Genomic DNA, 18,726 nt, shown 5'->3' on the forward strand with positions numbered 1-18,726 from the left:
TTTAGTTCTCCTTCAGTACGTATTTTTCAATTGCCCAGGCAACAGCTTCCTCGTCATTGGTCATTGGCGTTACCACATTGGCCACTGCCTTAACTGCTGGAACTGCATTTTGCATGGCTACACCGAGGCCTGCCCACTCAATCATAGAAAGGTCATTGGCCTCATCTCCACAGGCCATCACCTGACTTCGATCAATCCCTAGGTGCTCAATCAGTTTGGCTAAACCAGTCGCCTTATGGACATTCTTTGGTGACCATTCTAGCAAGAGTTCACGAGATTTAAAAATCTCATACTGGTCGTATAATTCTGGTGAAATCTTTTGAATAGCCGCATCCAAAGGCTCCTGAGGAAAGGCCGTCACACACTTATTGTATGTTACCTGACTAGACAAGTCTTCAAAAGCAATTGGAAGAAAGGTTAGAGCCGGGTTAAACTGGGCATATAAACTTTCTTGGTCGGATTGGATCTGGTAAACTGTTCCTTCTGAAATGGCATCTAAGGGGATTCCTAGTTTTTCAGTTTCTTCATAAATACGTGTCACATCATCAATTGAAAAGACTGTCTTATCAAGAATCTCACCCGTATTTTTTTGGACTAAGCCTCCATTAAATGTAATGGTATATTCATCCGCATGACCATCTGTACCAAGCTCTTTCAGGAAGAAATCCATGGCCTTGAGGGGACGTCCAGTTGTCAGTACTACTTTGACACCTTGTTCACGCGCAGCTTTCAAAGTTGCCTTGGTACGATCCGTCAATTTCTTGTCTGTCGTCAGCAAGGTTCCATCTAAGTCTAGGGCAATTAATTTAATATCTACCATTACAATCCCTCCATATAAGCGATAACTGATTGGTCCTTATGATGACCGATAACTGTTTCAGCTAGTTCCAAAATCTCTGGGCGAGCATTTTCAGGCGCAACTGGATGACCTACGACCTGCATCATGTGAAGGTCATTGAGATTATCACCAAAGGCCATCACTTGGTCCATATCCAAATTTAACTTCTTAGCTAATTCGACAATCGCAACTCCCTTGTCCACATAATCAAGGACAATGTCAATAGATTCAAACCCTGTCGTCATAGCCTTAACACTAGGCACATGTTCATTGACCCAAGCTTCACCTAGATCAACTGTCTCTTCTGTAAAGTTAGTTGTGAATTTGAAAATCTCATCTGTAATATCTTCTATGCTAGCTACTTTTTGAATATTCTCATTGTAATGATGACTAAACATGAGATAGGTTTCATCTACCGTATCTAGGACATAGCAAGCTTTCTTACCAGTCAAGAGCATCTTCTTCTCATCAAAATAAGGTGAAGTTTTTAATCTTTCAAAAGTTGATAGGTAAAAATCTCTCGGCATGGTCGCTTCATAGAGGTCTTGTCCATGAAAACAAACCAGACTACCATTTTCAGCGATAAAAATAATCTCATCTTTAACATCCGCAAAATGCTTCTCTAAAGACAAAAGACCTCGGCCAGAAGCTACAGCAAAGTAAATCCCTTTTTCTTTATATGAATGGAGCAGTTTTTTTAAACGCTCCATATCAAATTGGCCAGCTTCATCCAGAAAAGTCCCGTCCATATCCGTTGCGACTAGTTTAATCATAAATACTCATATTCTCCAGTTATAAATCTATCTTCTATTATACCATAGAAAAAGTAAAAAAAGACGTGCTGAATTAACACGTCCTTGTATTCTATAAATCAATCTGTAGGGCTATTTTAAGGTCAGGCTGATTTGCTTATACTCTTTAGTTAATCAGCGATTGCGGAAAATTATCAATCTTTGGCTGAGACATATTTGTCACAATCATAAATAGCATATAGTTCTTGACATATAGACTTGTATATGAAAAAATACTTGTTGGAGGCTGATAATATGACTGAAAAAATCAAAAACTGGGTTAATATTTGCGTTTTGAAAAATCAAGAAATTTTATTACTTAATAGACTGCACGATAATTTTTCTGGCTGGATTCCACCAGGGGGAAAAGTAGAATTCCCTGAAAGTTTTTTTGAAGCTGCATTACGGGAACTTAAGGAAGAGACTGGACTCACTGCATTAAATCTTGAATTAAAGGGAATTTCAGGCTTTACTAATTCAATTGGTAATGAGAGATTTGTCTTCTATGACTTTTTATGTACTCAGTTTACTGGTGAACTAAGCACATCCGATGAAGGTGAGCCAAAATGGTGGAATCTAAAAGAAATTGATAGAATACCAATGCAAGATGAAATAAGAAAAAGGCTACCCCTTTATTTAAGAAAAGGAAGCTTTGAAAGTATTAACTATTGGGATGATAACAAGAAATGCATTAGTGAAAACAAAACAATTCTATTTGACTAATATTCTATACGGTATAATAAAATGCAAAAATCTCAATCCATTAATAATTTTTGTATTCTTTAGTATCCAACACAATCTGTCTTTAATAACACATAGTTTAATATTTTACAAAACAAGGGTATCTAATAAAATCATCTACTCTAATCTAACAACTTTTTCCTTGTATCTATAGATAGCTAAAAAGCCTTGGAATCATTCCAAGGCTTTCTCTATATTCTATTGTATCTATAGAGCCAGTCCTTATTAAAAATATAAGCCTCTCTCCACACTTTCCTGAATCAAATCTTCTGTCAGTTTCCATAATTCTTCCGATTCAGCTTTTATGAACTTTTTCTTTTCTAATACCATATCTGTACTGATATTATCAGGATTATAATTGAATTCTGATACTTCCAAGTGATTTATCAGCGGTACTAATGCGTCGATAACTCTTGCAAATCTTGCCTCAGAACTCTGCCCTTTTTCAAATTCCAACCAAGAATATTTCATTTGTAAATATTTTTCTTCTGGAAGGATGCTCATAGTTTTTTCTATAGATTCTAGCTCTCTACCATGAGAATGAACTTTATTTTTATCATCAAACACCCAAGTATCTCCGGCATAAATCTCACCTAGATCATGAATCAATAACATAGAAATAACCTTTTCCATATCCAATTTTTCAGGATAATAATCTTGAAGAACCATCGCAGCTATGGCACCCTGCCAAGAATGCTCGGCACTATTTTCAAATCTTCCATCAAGAGTTCTATTAAATCTTGTTACTGCCTTTAATTTCTCTATTTCTTTAATAAAATCGACTGAATTCTTTAAATTACTCATTGTTGCTCCTATCTTATTTTAAATTTTAGATATAATACCAAAAAATAGTAATTTCATCAAATATTTCCCGTATTTGCAAAAAATAAAATAGCGCCTAATCCACACGAGATTAAACGCTGATAAAATGACTATTTTAACTTTATTTACGAGTTTGGAATCAAACTTTCAGTCATACATCAATTCAAGGTTCTCTTATCCATATTTGGCAAAGAGAGCTTGAATTTAATAATACAAAGTCGAATCACAAAGCCAACTATTGAGAGGATGATAAAGGCGGTGATTCTTGGAAAGTGAAGAACAAAGGCCAGCCAATAATAAATCACTCCAATTACGAAAGATAGAAGAGCATAGATATCTTCTTTTAGAACACTTGGAACTTCATTGATCAAAAGATCTCGGATAATACCGCCACCAGCACCTGTTAAACAGGCCAAAATCCCTGCAGACATTAAATTCAATTTACTATCAGCTAAGGCTGTAGCCCCGATTAGAGAGAAGATAATCAATCCAATCGAATCAAAGATGAGATAGGCTTCTCTCAGCCATTTATAGAATTTTTTATCTTGACTTGCATTGGCTTGTTTTGAAGTCACAAAGACATACATGATAACCGCTACAAGGATAGAGACATAAATCGGGCTAGGTTCAGCAAGGGATGAGGGGAAACGACTGATAATAGAATCTCTCAAAATCCCTCCGCCTACTGCTGTTACAATGGCCAATAAACTAATGCCGAAAATATCTAATCGTTTATCAAAACCTTTGATGGCTCCTGACGCCGCAAAAGCTATTGTCCCAATATAATTACAAATCATTAAGAATAGGTCAAAATCCATGTAAGCTCCTCAATTTATTTTTGTAACCTTTCCGACTTCTTGAAGGTCATTCTACATGCTCTAGTTTGAAATGTTATATTGAAAACAAACTAAGCATCCATATTCTCTAAATCTTTTAGTTTAACAGAGACAATCTTAGAAACGCCAGATTCTTGCATGGTTACCCCATAAATAGAATCTGCGGCTGCCATGGTTCCCTTACGGTGGGTAACAACGATAAACTGGCTATCCTTGTCAAATCGGTTGAGATAATCTCCAAAGCGTTTAACGTTAGCTTCATCGAGTGCAGCCTCTACTTCATCCAAAATAACAAATGGAATGGTCTTGACACGAATGATTGAGAAAAGAAGAGCCAAAGCTGATAGAGCTTTCTCTCCACCACTCATGAGGTTGAGAGATTGGATTTTCTTACCCGGAGGTTGGACAGAGATTTCAACACCCGCCGTCAATAAATCTCCCTCAGTCAGGATTAGATCCGCTTGACCACCGCCAAACATCTGCTTAAAGGTCACTTTGAAGGATTCACGAATGGCTTCAAAGGTTGATTTGAAGCGTTCCTTCACTTCATCGTTCATCTCTGTAATAGTTTCAAGAAGAAGATTTTTAGCCGAAAGAATATCATCACGCTGACTATTCAAGAATTCCAAGCGTTCATGAACTTCGTCAAACTGCTCAATGGCATCCAGATTGACTGGACCAAGTGAACGGATCGTTTTTTCCAAATCCTTGACCTCTTGTTCAGCCATAGCTAAATCTTCTAACTGGTTGGCTTGCTCCAAAGCTTCTGTATAGCTCATCTGATATTCTTCAGTCAGTTGGCCTTGAAGATAACGAAGGCGTTCCGTAATTTTCTCTTTAGTCGCTTCCGCTCGAGTTTGCTTACGAATCCATTCTTCATTTTGCTGACGCGCTTGTTCTAAATGACTAGCGATATCATCCAACTGACCTTCGATATCATCTAGTTCAAACTGCTTACGAATGAGTCCTTGTTGAATGTCTTCCTTCTGACTCTTGGCTTCTGTTTCCTGCTTTGTCAAAAGTTCCGTATCAACTTTTTCAAGATTATCTACTTTTTCTTGCAAAAGACGCTCAATCTCTTCTTGCTCCATATCAAGGTATTCAAGCTCTTTATTGATCCGCTCAATATCCGCAACTTCATAACGTTTTCGCCCTAACATTTCTGTTTTGTGGAGACGTTCTTGAGAAAGTTTTTCCTGCAAGCTTTGATAACGTTCCTGAATAACATTTTTATTGGACTTGATTTCTTCGATTTCTGATTCTAGCTTTTGCTTTTCAGTTGCGATGATTGAAAGACGTTCTTGGCATTTTTCTTTTTCAGCTTGCCAATCTCCACCTCTTAGATTGTTTAATTCTTTTTCTTGAAGATCTAAAAGTGTTTCGAGTTCTTCAACTTGCTGGCAAGTTTGTTGATAAGCCAGATACAAGCCTTGCTCTTCTATACGAGCTTGCTCTCCTTGAGACTTAATGGTTTCCAAAGTTTGAGCAAGGTTAGCTAACTTTTCTTGGAGTGATTTCAGATTTTCTTCTTCCTGACTAAGAAGCTTTTCTTCTTGAGCAATTTCTTTTTGCAACTGCTCCAATTCAGGCTTGATAAAAATACTGTTGTTTTGACGATTGGCACCACCAGCATACGAACCACCAGTGCGCAATTCTGTGCCATCGAGGGTTACCATCCGAACTTGATAACGCACCTTACGAGCTGCATCACGCGCATGCTCCACCGTATCAAAGATAGCTGTTGTAGCAAGCAAGTTTTTAAAAATAGCTTCATGCTTTGCATCAAAAGTAACCAATTCATCTGCCATGCCAAGAAAACCTGGACTTGAGGCAATCACATCTTGGTTCTGACTAGAAATGCTACGAGCCTTGATGGTTGTTAAAGGTAGGAAAGTCGCACGACCAGCTCGGTTTCGCTTAAGGAAGTCGATAGCCTTAGTCGCTGCCTGTTCATCTTCAACGATGATATGTTGGCTACTTGCACCGAGGGCAATTTCGAGGGCTGTCTGATAACGAACATCAAAGGTTAAATGTTCACTGACCGCTCCGACAATACCACCTAGGCGATTTTTTTCTTGTAGAACACTCTTAACACCCGCATAGAAATTACTATGGTTTTTAAGAATGTTTTCCAGACTTTGCGCCTTAGCCTGCTTGTTTTTCAGACTATCCAAACGGTCAAAGAGTTGATTTTGCTGACTTTGATAAGCCTGTTTTTGTTCTTCTTCCTGTTTAGCATGTGCCTGATAGTCAGCAAGTAAGGTTTGTACTTTTTCTTTCGCTGTTTTTAGGGCAAGCTCTTGCTCAGCAGCCTTAGACTTGGCAGAAGCCAATTGTTCCTTCAAGGACGCTAATTGTTCTTCTTGCTTTTGAGTCTGTTGGCGACTATTCTCAAGGTCATTTTCAATCCGTGTCAGCTGGTTAGAGACATCTGCTTCTTCCTGCAGGAAAGCAACAAATCGCTCACGCAGTTGCTCAATCATCTGGTCAGGATTATCAGAAAATGCTGCTAACTCAGCTTCTAAACGATTGAGCTCCTTGGTATTGGCAGCTAGATTTGCTTCTAACTGAGCCAGATTTGCTTCTTTTTCTTCCTTCTCTTGAATGAGAGCAGTTCTCTTTTCGTCCAAACCAGCTAAACGAGCTTGAGCCTCTTGTTGATTGAGAGCAATCTGCTCAGTCTCTAGTTTAGATAAGGCCAATTTACGTTCCAAATCACTAATCAAAGCGGTCAAATCCATCAAACTAGTTTGATCTTTAGCCATCTCTGCTTGTAAATCTTGACGTTTCTTTTTGAGAGTTTGATTTTCTTCTTCTAACTCTTGACGCTTTTGGTAATAACTAGTGAGAAGTTCTTGAACTTGGTTTAACTCTTCTTCTGTGATGTCCAATTCAGCCTTATTGGCTTGAATTTGTGCAACCAAAACATCTAAGTAGATGGCCTTACGTTGACCGTCTAGTTCTATAAATTTACGGGCTGTTGCTGCTTGCTTTTCTAATGGTTTGATTTGATTATCTAACTCATAGATGATGTCTTCCAAGCGGTCTAAGTTGTCTTGAGTTTGTTGCAGTTTACTTTCTGTCTCTTTGCGACGAGTTTTATATTTTAAAACTCCGGCAGCTTCTTCAAAGATCGCGCGACGTTCTTCAGGCTTAGAGTTGAAAATTTCTTCGACCTTCCCTTGGGAAATGATAGAGAAAGAATCACGTCCAAGACCGGTATCTAAGAAGAGGTCATGAATATCACGAAGACGGACTTTTTTCCCGTCAATCTTGTATTCACTGTCTCCTGTACGGTAGATATGACGCTCCACCTTGATTTCCTGTCCAGCATCCTTAATAAAGCCATCCTGGTTATCTAGAGTAACTACTACAGAAGCATAGTTTAAAGGTTTTCTACTTTCAGTCCCTGCAAAGATAACATCAGGCATCTTCCCACCACGAAGACTTTTGACACTTGATTCACCCAGAGCCCAGCGTAAACTCTCTGTTATGTTAGATTTTCCAGAACCATTTGGTCCTACAACCGCTGTAACTCCCTGGTCAAAAACAACCTTGGTCTTATCAGCAAAGGACTTAAACCCCTGAATCTCAATTTCCTTTAAATACATGAATCCAGCCCTTTCTCAACTGCATTTTTAGCGGCTTCCTGTTCGGCCAATTTTTTAGAACGTCCTTGACCAGTACCTAAACTTTTCCCCTCAACAAGGACTTCGACCTTAAACATCTTATCATGGGCAGGTCCAATTTCTGAAATCACATGATAGCGGATATCAACATCACCATTGACTTGGAGTAATTCTTGGAGGTGAGTCTTGTAGTCTTTAATCATCTCAAAATCACCTGCTTCCACCTTGGGAATCATGACCTGATAGATAAACTCTTTTACCGTAAGTAGATCCTTATCTAAAAGCAGGGCACCCAAAAAGGCTTCGAAAGCATCTCCCAAGATGGTATCTCGATTACGGCCTCCAGATTTTTCCTCTCCCTTACCTAGCTTGATAAACTGGTCAAACTGGCAGTCACGGGCAAAACCAGCTAAACTCTCTTCACGTACAATCATGGCACGGAGTTTAGACAGGTCACCTTCTGGTTTTTTAGGATACTTTTTGTACAGATATTCTGAAATCAATAATTGCAGAACAGCGTCTCCTAAAAATTCCAAGCGTTCATTGTGTGAAATTTTTAAGAGGCGGTGCTCATTAGCGTAACTAGTGTGAGTAAAAGCTGTTTCAAGTAACTGTTTATCTGAAAAAACAAGCCCAAAACGTTGCTCTAACACGGTTTCTAATTTTTTCATAAGAACCTCTTTCTAAAACATTATAATACACTCCATTATACCAAAAAAAGGTTTCTTAGTCAGAAAATAACAGTTAAAATCCCTTTTTCTCACTTATGTCTAAAATCAATCCATTACTAGCAGTTCAGGATTTTTTTTGGTATAATAAATCTTATGGAAATTGAAAAAACCAATCGAATGAATGCTCTGTTTGAATTTTATGCAGCCCTTTTGACTGATAAGCAGATGAACTATATCGAGCTCTACTATGCAGACGACTATAGCTTAGCTGAAATTGCGGAAGAATTCGGCGTCAGTCGCCAGGCTGTTTATGACAATATCAAACGAACTGAAAAGATTCTGGAAGACTATGAGATGAAGCTTCATATGTACTCTGACTACATTGTCCGCAGTCAGATTTTTGACCAGATCCTAGAGCGTTACCCAGAAGATGCTTTTCTACAAGAGCAAGTTGAGATTTTGACCAGTATTGATAATAGGGAGTAATCATGGATAATCTTGTTGTCTATAAAGGAATACCTTGTAAACTATTAGCTGCAGAGCCCCCCTTCCCTACAATACTACAAATTCTCTCACCTGATTCTATCCCCCAAGCCCTTAAAGAAGGTTTTAGCTGTTGGGGATATCCAAATGAAATCATGAAAGAGGTCACACCCGAAGAACTAGAGTGTTTGCAACATTTCGGACGATTTCCACTGAATTGAATAAATAGGAGAAAAATATGGTATTTGAAAATTTAACAGAACGTTTGCAGAACGTCTTTAAAAATCTACGTAAAAAAGAAAAAATCACAGAGAGTGATATCCAAGAAGCAACCAAGGAAATTCGTTTGGCTCTTTTAGAAGCCGACGTTGCTTTGCCTGTAGTTAAGGATTTTATCAAAAAAATTCGTGAACGCGCGGTCGGGCATGAAGTCATTGATACCCTCAATCCCGCTCAACAAATCATCAAGATTGTTAATGAGGAATTGACAGAAGTCCTTGGTTCAGACACAGCTGAGATTATCAAGTCTCCTAAGATTCCTACAATCATCATGATGGTTGGTTTGCAGGGTGCTGGTAAAACAACCTTTGCTGGAAAATTAGCTAACAAACTTAAAAAGGAAGAGGATGCTCGTCCTTTGATGATTGCGGCTGACATTTATCGTCCTGCGGCTATCGACCAGCTCAAAACACTGGGACAACAAATTGATGTTCCTGTCTTTGCTCTTGGCACTGAAGTTCCTGCGGTTGAGATTGTTCGCCAAGGTTTGGAGCAAGCTAAAGCCAACCATAACGACTATGTTTTGATTGATACGGCCGGTCGTTTGCAAATTGACGAACTTCTCATGAATGAGCTCCGTGATGTTAAAGCTCTAGCTCAACCAAATGAAATTCTTCTTGTCATCGATGCCATGATCGGTCAAGAAGCTGCTAACGTTGCGCGTGAATTTAACGCACAATTAGAAGTTACTGGTGTCATCCTTACTAAGATTGACGGGGATACTCGTGGTGGTGCAGCCCTTTCTGTTCGTCACATCACTGGAAAACCAATCAAATTCACCGGTACTGGTGAAAAGATTACTGACATTGAAACTTTCCACCCTGATCGTATGGCTAGTCGTATTCTCGGTATGGGAGATATGCTGACTCTGATTGAGAAAGCTTCCCAAGAATACGATGAGCAAAAAGCCCTTGAAATGGCTGAAAAGATGCGAGAAAACACCTTTGATTTCAACGATTTCATCGATCAGTTGGATCAGGTGCAAAATATGGGGCCAATGGAAGATTTGCTCAAGATGATTCCTGGCATGGCCAACAATCCTGCCCTTCAAAATATGAAGGTGGATGAAAAACAAATTGCTCGCAAACGTGCCATTGTCTCATCTATGACTCCTGAAGAACGTGAAAATCCAGATTTGCTCACTCCAAGCCGTCGTCGTCGTATTGCAGCTGGTTCTGGTAATACCTTTATCGATGTCAACAAGTTTATCAAAGACTTTAACCAAGCCAAACAACTCATGCAAGGTGTCATGTCTGGCGACATGAACAAGATGATGAAGCAAATGGGCATCAACCCTAACAACCTTCCTAAAAATATGCCTGGTGGCATGGATATATCAGCCCTTGAAGGAATGATGGGACAAGGTGGTATGCCGGATATGTCTGCTTTTGGAGGAGCTGGAATGCCTGATATGAGCCAGATGCTCGGTGGGGGCCTCAAGGGTAAAATCGGTGAATTTGCCATGAAGCAATCTATGAAACGCATGGCCAACAAAATGAAAAAAGCTAAGAAAAAACGCAAATAAAAAGGACACGATTGAGTCCTTTTTTATTTTTTTCGAAGTTTCTCCAAAGTCTCTTTGAAGATAGCTGGAATATCAGAAGTAAATTCCATAGTTTCGCCTGTTCTTGGATGGGTAAATCCTAACGTCTTGGCATGGAGAAATTGTCCATGACCTTTCAAGGTTTTACGAGGGCCATAGACCTCATCCCCAGCAACAGGATGCCCAATATAAGCCATGTGTACACGGATTTGGTGAGTTCTTCCTGTTTCTAGTTGCAATTCTAATAAAGAATAGTCACCAAAACGTTCTAATACTTGGAAGCGTGTCACTGCTGGTTTCCCTTTAGCAGTCACAGCTTGTTTCTTGCGGTCTTTTTCGCTACGTCCAATTGGTGCCTCAATGACTCCACGGTCGTTGGGAAGATTCCCATGAACAATAGCCCAATATTTACGAAGAGATTTTTTGTCTTTCAATTCTTGGGCGAGCGCCATGTGAGCATCATCATTTTTGGCAATCATCAAGAGACCTGATGTATCCTTATCGATACGGTGGACAATCCCTGGACGCAATACACCATTAATACCAGATAGATCTTTGATGTGATACATCAGGGCATTAACCAAGGTACCACTGGTGTGACCAGCACTTGGATGAACAACCATACCCTGAGGTTTGTTAACTACTGCTACATCCTCATCTTGGTAAATGATTTCTAACGGAATATCTTCAGCCACATACTCCAGAACCTCTGGTTCGGGAACTTGATAAGTGACAACATCCCCTTCTTGGACCGTATACTTGGCTTTTTTTACCTGGCCGTTAACCAGGACTTGACCTGACTTGATTTGTTCGTTGGCGAGAGTACGTGACAGTTCTGTCAGATCTGACAAGGCCTTATCTAAACGTACCCCGCCTCGTTCAATTTTAATTTCCATTCATTTCCTCTTTTAGCATTGCAATCATTAGTACGATAACACCAACTGTCAGATAACTATCGGCTACATTGAATATGGCAAAATTGACAAAGTCTAAGTGGAACATATCCACGACAAATCCTTGGCTAATACGATCAATGAAGTTTCCCAGACCACCTGCAATAATCAGAACCAATCCAAAGACTGTCCAGAGGGAATCTTCTATATGCTTGTGCAAATACCAAATAGCCCCTGCCATAACTACTAGTGTAATCACTGTAAAAAACCACTGTTGATCTTGAAGCATAGAAAAGGCAGCCCCTCTATTTTGCAGATAGGTTAAACTAACTAGATTTGGGATCCATGATTTAACTTCACCTAGAGCAATATTCTGAACGACATAAGCTTTTACCAGTTGATCTAAGACGATTAAGGCCGCTATAATCCCTGCTACTATTCCTCTTTTTTTCATGCCTTCCTCTTCTGATCAAAATACTCTTGCATAACCTCTACGAATAAAGTTCCTGCTTGACTCAATTCAACCTCTTCACGCTTGACATAAACCATGCGATTATTGAGATTATCATTTAGTGGAATAACAGTAATTCCATTAACACTATCGCTATCTAAGAATCCAGAACCAGTCGCATAAGCATTTGTTCTTTCAAGAATTCCATTTAAAGTAGCGCGGTCTGTTACGTTAAACATCTGAGAGCTGGCACTGGTATCCACAAAGTTTTCTGAGTAATAGAGATATTCATCCTTTTCTTGTGTGAAACGAACTGTTGGCAATTCAGCCAAATCATCCATGACCAACTCTTTTTTCTTAGCCAAAGGATGTCCTTCACGTAGATAAATGTGCGTTTGAAAAGGAATTAACTCAATTACTTCTAGGCCTAATTTTTCAACCCGCTGCATGATGCCCTTTTGGTTTTGATTATTAAGGTAAATAATCCCAATTTCACTGTGTCCTTGAGCTACTTCATCCAAAATCTGAACAGTTGTAGACTCAAAAATACGGAAATTCTTATACTCCGGGTACTGTTGAGAAAAAGCTGTAATAGTCGGTGGCAAGAAATCATAGTGCTGGCTGGCTATTGAAAACTCATCCTTTTCCTCTTCGGGATTGGCATACTGATTCTGGAAAACATCAAAACCTTTGACCAATTCTTGGGCCTTTTCATAAAATTCCATACCTCGACGTGTAAGGAAGGTACCTGAACTAGTTCTACGGAAAATCTTGAACCCTAACTCTTTCTCCAAATCTCTTACAGAAATAGATAGACTGGGTTGGCTAACGTACATTTTCTCAGCCGCTTCACGAAAAGTACCACTATTTGCAATAGCAACAACATAACGTAATTGTTGAATATTCATGACTTCTCCTTCGTTTTCTATCCTTTCATTATACCATAAATCAAGTCTATCCAACAAAGGAAAATTATGTGTCCTAGACTTCTTAGCAAAGTAAACAAAAAACACCTTTAAAGCTAGACCCAAGATCCAACTAAAAAGGGGTGTTATCAAATGCGATTATTTAGCTGCTGCGTAAAGCTCGTCTACTTTATTCCAGTTAATAACTGAGAAGAAAGCTTTGATGTAGTCAGGACGAACGTTGCGGTATTTCACGTAGTAGGCATGTTCCCAAACGTCCAAGCCCAAGATTGGTTTTTTACCTTCTGAGATTGGTGTGTCTTGGTTTGCTGTTGAAGTCACTTCAAGTTTACCTTCTTTGTTAACAACCAACCATGCCCATCCAGAACCGAAACGAGTTGTTGCTGCTGCAGTGAATGCTGCTTGGAATTCTTCGAATGAACCAAATGTTGCATCGATTGCTGCTGCAAGTTCTGCTGAAGGAGCTGTTTTTTCAGGAGTCATCAATTCCCAGAAAAGAGCATGGTTCAAGTGGCCACCACCATTATTGATAAGAGCTTGACGAATATCTGCAGGGATAGATTCAACATCTGCAAGCAAAGCTTCAAGGTCTTCACCAATTTCAGGGTGTTTTTCAAGAGCTGCATTTGCATTATTTACATATGCTTGGTGATGTTTGTCATGGTGTAAATGCATTGTTTCAGCATCAATATATGGTTCCAAGGCGTCGTAAGCGTATGGAAGATCTGGTAAGATAATAGCCATCTGTAGTACCTCTTTTTCTTTCTATATAAAAATGATAACGCAAACAACCTTTTTTTTCAAGTTATTTGCTCAATTTGACTGACTTGCAATCTGTAATAAAGCCTTCTCAAACAGGTAGCCTTTCTCATAAACACCTGTCTTAATTTGATAATCTGCTTGGATAAGATAACGAATAGAATCCTGCAAGAAAGTCAAAGACAATCCACGCGTGTCACGCAGGGCAAACTTAATTTGATAGGGATTAGGATTGCGCCCCAGATAGTGACCTAAACTGCTGACCATCTGAGATTCTGTCTGACCAGACTCTTGCAAAATTTTTACTTGCGTATAGAGTCTGAACTGCCCCAACATGATAGCAATCAGTTTAATCTCATCTTCTCCTTGCAAGGTCAAATCCTTGACCAAATCTCGAGCCTGATCAATCTTCTTAGTCAATATTAACTGGGTCAAATCAAAGATATTATCCTGTAGTGTCTTTGGAATAGCTTCAACAATATCTTCTTCAGTAATGATACCTGAATCTTTATAAGACTGTAAGAAGAGCAAGTTTTTCTGAATTTCACTGAATTGAAAACTAGATTTGATAAGCAAGTGTTCAAAGGATTTTCCATCAAAGGTAAGTCCTTGTTCCTGGGCCCACTTTTGAAAATACGCTCGTATCTCTTGCTCTTTAGGCTCAAGAGCTTCAAATACTGTTGCATCCCTCTTGAGCAATTTGACCAAACGTCTCTTACTATCCAACTTGCCTTCAGTAAAGATTACTAATTTGCTTGAAGGTAAAGGATTTTCCAGATAGTCTTCAAAGGACTTGAGCTCATCATCAGTTAAATAGCGTTTTTTTGCTGTCGTTATATCGAGAAAATGATCTAAAATAACAATTTTTTCATCGGCAAAGAAAGGAAGACTGACCAGCTCTAGTTCCAAGCTTTTATAGTCTACTTCTTTCATATCAAAATAAGCAAAGTTCAAGTCCGCAGGATCGTAGCCTATTTGCTTTAGAACTTGTGTTTTCATGATGTCGTACTGTCCTTGATCAGTTCCTGTAAACAGGGTCAAACTAGGAAGGTTCGCTAAGGATAGCTTTCGACTTTCTTCTATGGCTAGCATCTTTTCTCCTTTCTTGTTAGTTTAGTTTCTATTTAATCCATATAATTCAATTTTCCACGGAAATCTTCTAGGCTTTCGTAACCTTTTTCCACCATGATTTCTTTGAGTTCCTTGGTAATACGCTCAAAAGCACCGACTCCTTCTTTATGAAGGGTAGTTCCTACTTGCACCATGCTGGCACCACAAAGGATATGTTCAAAGGCATCACGACCGGTTAAGACTCCACCAGTTCCGATGATTTGAATTTGAGGATTTAAACGTTGATAAAAGGCATGAACATTAGCAAGGGCGGTTGGTTTGATATACTCTCCACCAATCCCACCAAAACCATTCTTAGGACGAATCACGACAGACTCATCTTCTATATAAAGACCATTTCCGATAGAGTTAACACAGTTGACAAACTTGAGTGGGTATTTGTTAAAAATCGCTGCTGCTTGGTCAAAGTGAACAATATCAAAGTAAGGTGGGAGCTTGATTCCTAGAGGTTTTGTAAAATATTCAAAGACTTCTGACAAGATACGATCTGTTGTTTCAAAATCATAGGCAATCTGAGGCTTGCCAGGAACATTAGGGCATGAAAGATTCAGTTCTGTCAGACCGCGGAAACCACTTTCTTGAACCTTTTTCAAGATGGTATGAGTTTCCTCTGGAGACATTCCAACTAAAGATAGAAAGAAAGTACGGTTGGGTTCTTTCTCTTGTAATTCCAATAGATAGTTCAAGTAATAGTCTAAACCATTATTTGGTAACCCCATAGAGTTAATAGAACCAAGTGGAACATCTTGATAGCGTGGTTCAGGATTTCCCTGACGAAATTCCAATGTTGCTGTCTTAGTGACAAAGGTTCCTGCTGCTGAATGTTTGACACCTTCTAATTCCTCAATTGTCATACAGGCAACACCTGCCGCATTCATCAAACAATTGTCAAACTCAAAACCAGCGATCTGTGTTTTAGTTGATACCATGATTCTATTCCTCCGAATTCCTTTATATCTCTACTATTATACCATACTTTGATAGGAGCCCTTTCATAAAAGTGGGTCTATAAAAAGCTTTGCTGATTCATCTAAAAAAAGGAGCAGATTCAAATTGAAAGAATTTTTAGAAAATTTGTGTTTTTTCCTTTACACTGAAAATTTTTTCTGCTATAATGTCTCATGTAATAAAATATGACAACAAAAAAGGAGAACGATATGACATCTGCTAAAGAATATATCCAAAGCGTGTTTGAAACTGTAAAAGCTCGTAACGGGCATGAGGCTGAATTTCTCCAGGCGGTTGAGGAATTCTTCAGCACATTGGAGCCTGTCTTCGAAAAACACCCTGAGTATATTGAAGAAAATATCTTGGCACGTATCACTGAACCTGAGCGCGTGATTTCTTTCCGTGTTCCTTGGGTTGACCGTGACGGTAAAGTTCAAGTGAACCGTGGTTACCGTGTTCAATTTAACTCAGCTGTTGGACCATATAAAGGCGGACTTCGTTTCCACCCAACTGTAAACCAAGGGATCTTGAAATTCCTCGGATTCGAACAAATCTTTAAAAACGTCTTGACTGGACTTTCAATCGGTGGAGGTAAAGGGGGATCAGACTTCGATCCTAAAGGAAAGACTGATGCTGAAGTGATGCGCTTCTGCCAAAGCTTCATGACTGAATTGCAAAAATACATCGGACCATCACTTGACGTCCCAGCTGGTGATATTGGTGTCGGCGGACGTGAGATTGGTTACCTTTACGGACAATACAAACGTCTTAACCAATTCGACGCTGGTGTCTTGACTGGTAAACCTCTTGGATTTGGTGGTAGCTTGATTCGCCCAGAAGCAACTGGTTACGGTTTGGTTTACTACACTGAAGAAATGCTCAAAGCTAACGGTAACAGCTTTGCTGGTAAGAAAGTCGTGATTTCAGGTTCTGGTAATGTAGCCCAATACGCACTTCAAAAAGCGACTGAACTTGGTGCTACTGTCATCTCAGTCTCTGACTCAAACGGCTATGTCATCGATGAAAATGGTATCGACTTTGACCTTTTAACCGATGTTAAAAATAACCGTCGTGCTCGTTTGACTGAGTACGCTGCTGAAAAAGCAACTGCTACTTACCACGAAGGTTCAGTATGGACTTACGCTGGTAACTACGATATTGCTCTTCCATGTGCGACTCAAAACGAAATCAACGGTGAAGCAGCTAAACGTTTGGTTGATCAAGGAGCTATCTGCGTATCAGAAGGTGCCAACATGCCTAGTGACCTTGAAGCTATCAAAGTCTACAAGGAAAACGGAATCCTTTACGGACCTGCCAAAGCTGCCAATGCTGGTGGTGTAGCTGTATCAGCGCTTGAAATGAGCCAAAACAGCCTTCGCCTCTCATGGACTCGTGAAGAAGTTGACGGTCGTTTAAAAGACATCATGACAAACATCTTCAACACTGCTAAAACAACTGCAGAAACATATGGTTTAGGCACTGACTACCTTGCAGGTGCTAATATCGCAGCCTTTGAAAATGTAGCAAACGCTATGATTGCCCAAGGTATTGTTTAAGATAAAATATGCTGAATCCTCAATCACTCCGATTGGGGATTTTTGTGTTGATTTAAAAAGTAGACTAGGTAAAAACTCAATTTGAATATGAAATTGAGTAAATCTTTCCATTATAAAACGCATATTATCAAGATTTTTGAACACCTAATAATATGCGTTTTTCTTATTTTAAAGACTTTTTGTGTAATCTCTTTATCATTAAAAGGACAAAGATCTAGCACTGTAGCACTATCTAACTATCACCATGCATAGTTAGGTTCAGCACATGTCAGCATGGCTTCAAATAATTCTTCTGGTGTTATTTTCTTTAAACCACCATAAATTGGATCCTGTTTTGTATAAGATGGATCGATATAGTATATATAAGAAATATCAGAACCATCTTCAGACAATTGGTAACCAATACCGATTACATTATGTTCACCGTAACTACCTGGGTAAATCTTTGCACAGTCGAATGTATAGTACATCGGATAACCATCTGCTATATTTTGTTTCAAACGTTCTTTAAATAGATGCATTTGTTTAGAGTTTACATCAGATGTTGTCACAGTCTCTAATCGATAGCCAGCTTGATTAGCTTGTGGCGTAGTATAACCAAATAGATGGTAATTCAAAATTTGTATGGCATTAACATTATGAGTTCCAAATGTGTCATCCGTTTTCATTTCTTTAGCCAATAACTCTTGAGAAACTGTAATACCTTGACTAGAAAGTATCATACTTACAGTTGTAGGAGCACACGTATTCCAGGAATGTTGAACTTGTGGAGATACATTGAGTAGGATTTTCTCTCCTACATTAGACTGGCTTACTGGTTTATCAATTGTTTTTTGTGTACTTGGTGTATTTACTTTGGGAGCAGACTCTTCATCTGGATTACTTTGTTCAATATCTTCTATTTTTTGGGAAGATTCTTCTTGTGGTTTTTGGATAATTTTAGACTCATCGTCAAAATTTTTCCTTAAACTACTCTCTGTTGTTTTTTCTATTGTTTTAGAACTTTTAGCGTCCTCCTTCATCTTATCATCTTTGTATCCTGGATTATCTTTGCGTAGAAAGAGCAAAGCAGTACAAGTTAAAATTATAGAGAATAAAACTATAATACTCCAAATTATCTTACTGTTCATAAGCTACGTCTTCCTTTCTAATTTTTAAATTCAAAATTCTTTTTCTTGAATTCTCTTTAGAAAAACTCTAACTTTAGCAACATTTTTGTTTCTTTTCCTCACCCTTTTAAATAATAAATACGAAACAGAAAAAGATACACATATACAGAAAAAAGCTACTTCCCTTGCCAAGCTTACTACTAATTTCATCATGTAATCGCTTACATCTTGATTGTACTATTTTTCTTTTCTAAAATCAATTCATTTAAGTTCACCATACAGATTTTAAAGGAGTTGATAATCATAAGCTACTTATTAAA

The 18,726-nt window shown here is 38.8% G+C and carries 18 protein-coding genes; 5 read left to right on the top strand and 13 right to left on the bottom strand.

Features of this window, described 5'->3' with window-relative positions; genetic code table 11:
* Window position 1: 1 nt before the first annotated feature.
* Window positions 2-820: a Cof-type HAD-IIB family hydrolase gene (locus NGI26_RS05195; protein ID WP_251937001.1), complete on the bottom strand. Its 819-nt coding sequence runs from the start codon at window positions 818-820 to the stop codon at window positions 2-4.
* The gene (locus NGI26_RS05200; protein ID WP_251937003.1) at window positions 820-1,611 is read right to left on the bottom strand and encodes a Cof-type HAD-IIB family hydrolase; all 792 of its coding nucleotides are present in this window, start codon (window positions 1,609-1,611) and stop codon (window positions 820-822) included. Before NGI26_RS05200 ends, NGI26_RS05195 begins: the two co-directional genes overlap by 1 nt.
* A gap of 273 nt (window positions 1,612-1,884) precedes the next feature.
* Between NGI26_RS05200 and NGI26_RS05205 the strand changes: the two genes are divergently transcribed.
* Window positions 1,885-2,352, top strand: a complete 468-nt coding sequence (locus NGI26_RS05205; protein WP_251937005.1) for an 8-oxo-dGTP diphosphatase — start codon at window positions 1,885-1,887, stop codon at window positions 2,350-2,352.
* A 243-nt stretch (window positions 2,353-2,595) separates the two neighbouring features.
* On the opposite strand, the gene NGI26_RS05210 is transcribed toward NGI26_RS05205, so the two are convergent.
* The 4 genes from NGI26_RS05210 to rnc all read right to left on the bottom strand — a co-directional run bounded on the left by NGI26_RS05210 (window position 2,596) and on the right by rnc (window position 8,328).
* Window positions 2,596-3,174 carry an HD domain-containing protein gene (locus NGI26_RS05210; RefSeq protein ID WP_251937008.1) on the bottom strand — a complete coding sequence of 193 codons (579 nt, stop codon included), beginning with the start codon at window positions 3,172-3,174 and terminating at the stop codon, window positions 2,596-2,598.
* 176 nt (window positions 3,175-3,350) lie between these two features.
* On the bottom strand, window positions 3,351-4,010 hold the full coding sequence (locus tag NGI26_RS05215; protein ID WP_251937011.1) for a trimeric intracellular cation channel family protein: 660 nt from the start codon (window positions 4,008-4,010) through the stop codon (window positions 3,351-3,353).
* Window positions 4,011-4,099: 89 nt separating this feature from the next.
* Window positions 4,100-7,639 (bottom strand): chromosome segregation protein SMC, encoded by a 3,540-nt coding sequence (gene smc / locus NGI26_RS05220; protein ID WP_251937014.1) that lies wholly within the window; start codon window positions 7,637-7,639, stop codon window positions 4,100-4,102.
* The gene (gene rnc, locus NGI26_RS05225) at window positions 7,630-8,328 is read right to left on the bottom strand and encodes a ribonuclease III (RefSeq protein WP_251937017.1); all 699 of its coding nucleotides are present in this window, start codon (window positions 8,326-8,328) and stop codon (window positions 7,630-7,632) included. Before rnc ends, smc begins: the two co-directional genes overlap by 10 nt.
* 153 nt (window positions 8,329-8,481) lie before the next feature.
* On the opposite strand from rnc, the gene NGI26_RS05230 reads away from it, so the two are divergent.
* Genes NGI26_RS05230 through ffh form a run of 3 tightly spaced genes read left to right on the top strand, consistent with a single transcriptional unit; the run spans window position 8,482 to window position 10,615 of the window.
* On the top strand, window positions 8,482-8,814 hold the full coding sequence (locus tag NGI26_RS05230; protein ID WP_125374075.1) for a putative DNA-binding protein: 333 nt from the start codon (window positions 8,482-8,484) through the stop codon (window positions 8,812-8,814).
* Between the two features lie 2 nt (window positions 8,815-8,816).
* Window positions 8,817-9,032 (top strand): 2-oxoglutarate:acceptor oxidoreductase, encoded by a 216-nt coding sequence (locus tag NGI26_RS05235; protein WP_251937021.1) that lies wholly within the window; start codon window positions 8,817-8,819, stop codon window positions 9,030-9,032.
* 17 nt (window positions 9,033-9,049) lie between these two features.
* The gene (gene ffh, locus NGI26_RS05240) at window positions 9,050-10,615 is read left to right on the top strand and encodes a signal recognition particle protein (protein WP_251937024.1); all 1,566 of its coding nucleotides are present in this window, start codon (window positions 9,050-9,052) and stop codon (window positions 10,613-10,615) included.
* 23 nt (window positions 10,616-10,638) lie between these two features.
* Here the strand turns inward: ffh and NGI26_RS05245 are convergent, their stop codons facing one another.
* From NGI26_RS05245 to NGI26_RS05270, 6 genes are all read right to left on the bottom strand, one after another.
* Complete coding sequence (locus tag NGI26_RS05245) at window positions 10,639-11,529, bottom strand: RluA family pseudouridine synthase (RefSeq protein WP_251937027.1); 891 nt, start codon at window positions 11,527-11,529, stop codon at window positions 10,639-10,641.
* Entirely contained in the window at window positions 11,519-11,980 is a 462-nt protein-coding gene (lspA, locus tag NGI26_RS05250; RefSeq protein WP_251937032.1) for a signal peptidase II, read from the bottom strand. Before lspA ends, NGI26_RS05245 begins: the two co-directional genes overlap by 11 nt.
* On the bottom strand, window positions 11,977-12,885 hold the full coding sequence (locus NGI26_RS05255; protein WP_251937034.1) for a LysR family transcriptional regulator: 909 nt from the start codon (window positions 12,883-12,885) through the stop codon (window positions 11,977-11,979). Before NGI26_RS05255 ends, lspA begins: the two co-directional genes overlap by 4 nt.
* Window positions 12,886-13,041: 156 nt before the next feature.
* On the bottom strand, window positions 13,042-13,647 hold the full coding sequence (gene sodA / locus NGI26_RS05260) for a superoxide dismutase SodA (protein WP_000974725.1): 606 nt from the start codon (window positions 13,645-13,647) through the stop codon (window positions 13,042-13,044).
* A gap of 69 nt (window positions 13,648-13,716) precedes the next feature.
* Window positions 13,717-14,754 carry a DNA polymerase III subunit delta gene (gene holA, locus NGI26_RS05265; protein ID WP_251937037.1) on the bottom strand — a complete coding sequence of 346 codons (1,038 nt, stop codon included), beginning with the start codon at window positions 14,752-14,754 and terminating at the stop codon, window positions 13,717-13,719.
* A 32-nt stretch (window positions 14,755-14,786) separates the two neighbouring features.
* The gene (locus NGI26_RS05270; RefSeq protein WP_251937040.1) at window positions 14,787-15,722 is read right to left on the bottom strand and encodes a dihydroorotate oxidase; all 936 of its coding nucleotides are present in this window, start codon (window positions 15,720-15,722) and stop codon (window positions 14,787-14,789) included.
* 228 nt (window positions 15,723-15,950) lie between these two features.
* On the opposite strand from NGI26_RS05270, the gene gdhA reads away from it, so the two are divergent.
* Window positions 15,951-17,297, top strand: a complete 1,347-nt coding sequence (gene gdhA / locus NGI26_RS05275; RefSeq protein ID WP_251937044.1) for an NADP-specific glutamate dehydrogenase — start codon at window positions 15,951-15,953, stop codon at window positions 17,295-17,297.
* Between the two features lie 239 nt (window positions 17,298-17,536).
* Here the strand turns inward: gdhA and NGI26_RS05280 are convergent, their stop codons facing one another.
* Entirely contained in the window at window positions 17,537-18,427 is an 891-nt protein-coding gene (locus NGI26_RS05280) for a C39 family peptidase (RefSeq protein WP_251937047.1), read from the bottom strand.
* Window positions 18,428-18,726: the final 299 nt, after the last annotated feature.

The organism is Streptococcus sp. Marseille-Q0941 (genome assembly GCF_943736975.1).
Lineage (GTDB): Bacteria > Bacillota > Bacilli > Lactobacillales > Streptococcaceae > Streptococcus.

Bases quoted from the DNA above. Each gene is read 5' to 3' on its own strand.
- NGI26_RS05195 (WP_251937001.1), bottom strand. From the start codon at position 820: ATGGTAGATATTAAATTAATTGCCCTAGACTTAGATGGAACCTTGCTG.
- NGI26_RS05200 (WP_251937003.1), bottom strand. From the start codon at position 1,611: ATGATTAAACTAGTCGCAACGGATATGGACGGGACTTTTCTGGATGAA.
- NGI26_RS05205 (WP_251937005.1), top strand. From the start codon at position 1,885: ATGACTGAAAAAATCAAAAACTGGGTTAATATTTGCGTTTTGAAAAAT.
- NGI26_RS05210 (WP_251937008.1), bottom strand. From the start codon at position 3,174: ATGAGTAATTTAAAGAATTCAGTCGATTTTATTAAAGAAATAGAGAAA.
- NGI26_RS05215 (WP_251937011.1), bottom strand. From the start codon at position 4,010: ATGGATTTTGACCTATTCTTAATGATTTGTAATTATATTGGGACAATA.
- smc (WP_251937014.1), bottom strand. From the start codon at position 7,639: ATGTATTTAAAGGAAATTGAGATTCAGGGGTTTAAGTCCTTTGCTGAT.
- rnc (WP_251937017.1), bottom strand. From the start codon at position 8,328: ATGAAAAAATTAGAAACCGTGTTAGAGCAACGTTTTGGGCTTGTTTTT.
- NGI26_RS05230 (WP_125374075.1), top strand. From the start codon at position 8,482: ATGGAAATTGAAAAAACCAATCGAATGAATGCTCTGTTTGAATTTTAT.
- NGI26_RS05235 (WP_251937021.1), top strand. From the start codon at position 8,817: ATGGATAATCTTGTTGTCTATAAAGGAATACCTTGTAAACTATTAGCT.
- ffh (WP_251937024.1), top strand. From the start codon at position 9,050: ATGGTATTTGAAAATTTAACAGAACGTTTGCAGAACGTCTTTAAAAAT.
- NGI26_RS05245 (WP_251937027.1), bottom strand. From the start codon at position 11,529: ATGGAAATTAAAATTGAACGAGGCGGGGTACGTTTAGATAAGGCCTTG.
- lspA (WP_251937032.1), bottom strand. From the start codon at position 11,980: ATGAAAAAAAGAGGAATAGTAGCAGGGATTATAGCGGCCTTAATCGTC.
- NGI26_RS05255 (WP_251937034.1), bottom strand. From the start codon at position 12,885: ATGAATATTCAACAATTACGTTATGTTGTTGCTATTGCAAATAGTGGT.
- sodA (WP_000974725.1), bottom strand. From the start codon at position 13,647: ATGGCTATTATCTTACCAGATCTTCCATACGCTTACGACGCCTTGGAA.
- holA (WP_251937037.1), bottom strand. From the start codon at position 14,754: ATGCTAGCCATAGAAGAAAGTCGAAAGCTATCCTTAGCGAACCTTCCT.
- NGI26_RS05270 (WP_251937040.1), bottom strand. From the start codon at position 15,722: ATGGTATCAACTAAAACACAGATCGCTGGTTTTGAGTTTGACAATTGT.
- gdhA (WP_251937044.1), top strand. From the start codon at position 15,951: ATGACATCTGCTAAAGAATATATCCAAAGCGTGTTTGAAACTGTAAAA.
- NGI26_RS05280 (WP_251937047.1), bottom strand. From the start codon at position 18,427: ATGAACAGTAAGATAATTTGGAGTATTATAGTTTTATTCTCTATAATT.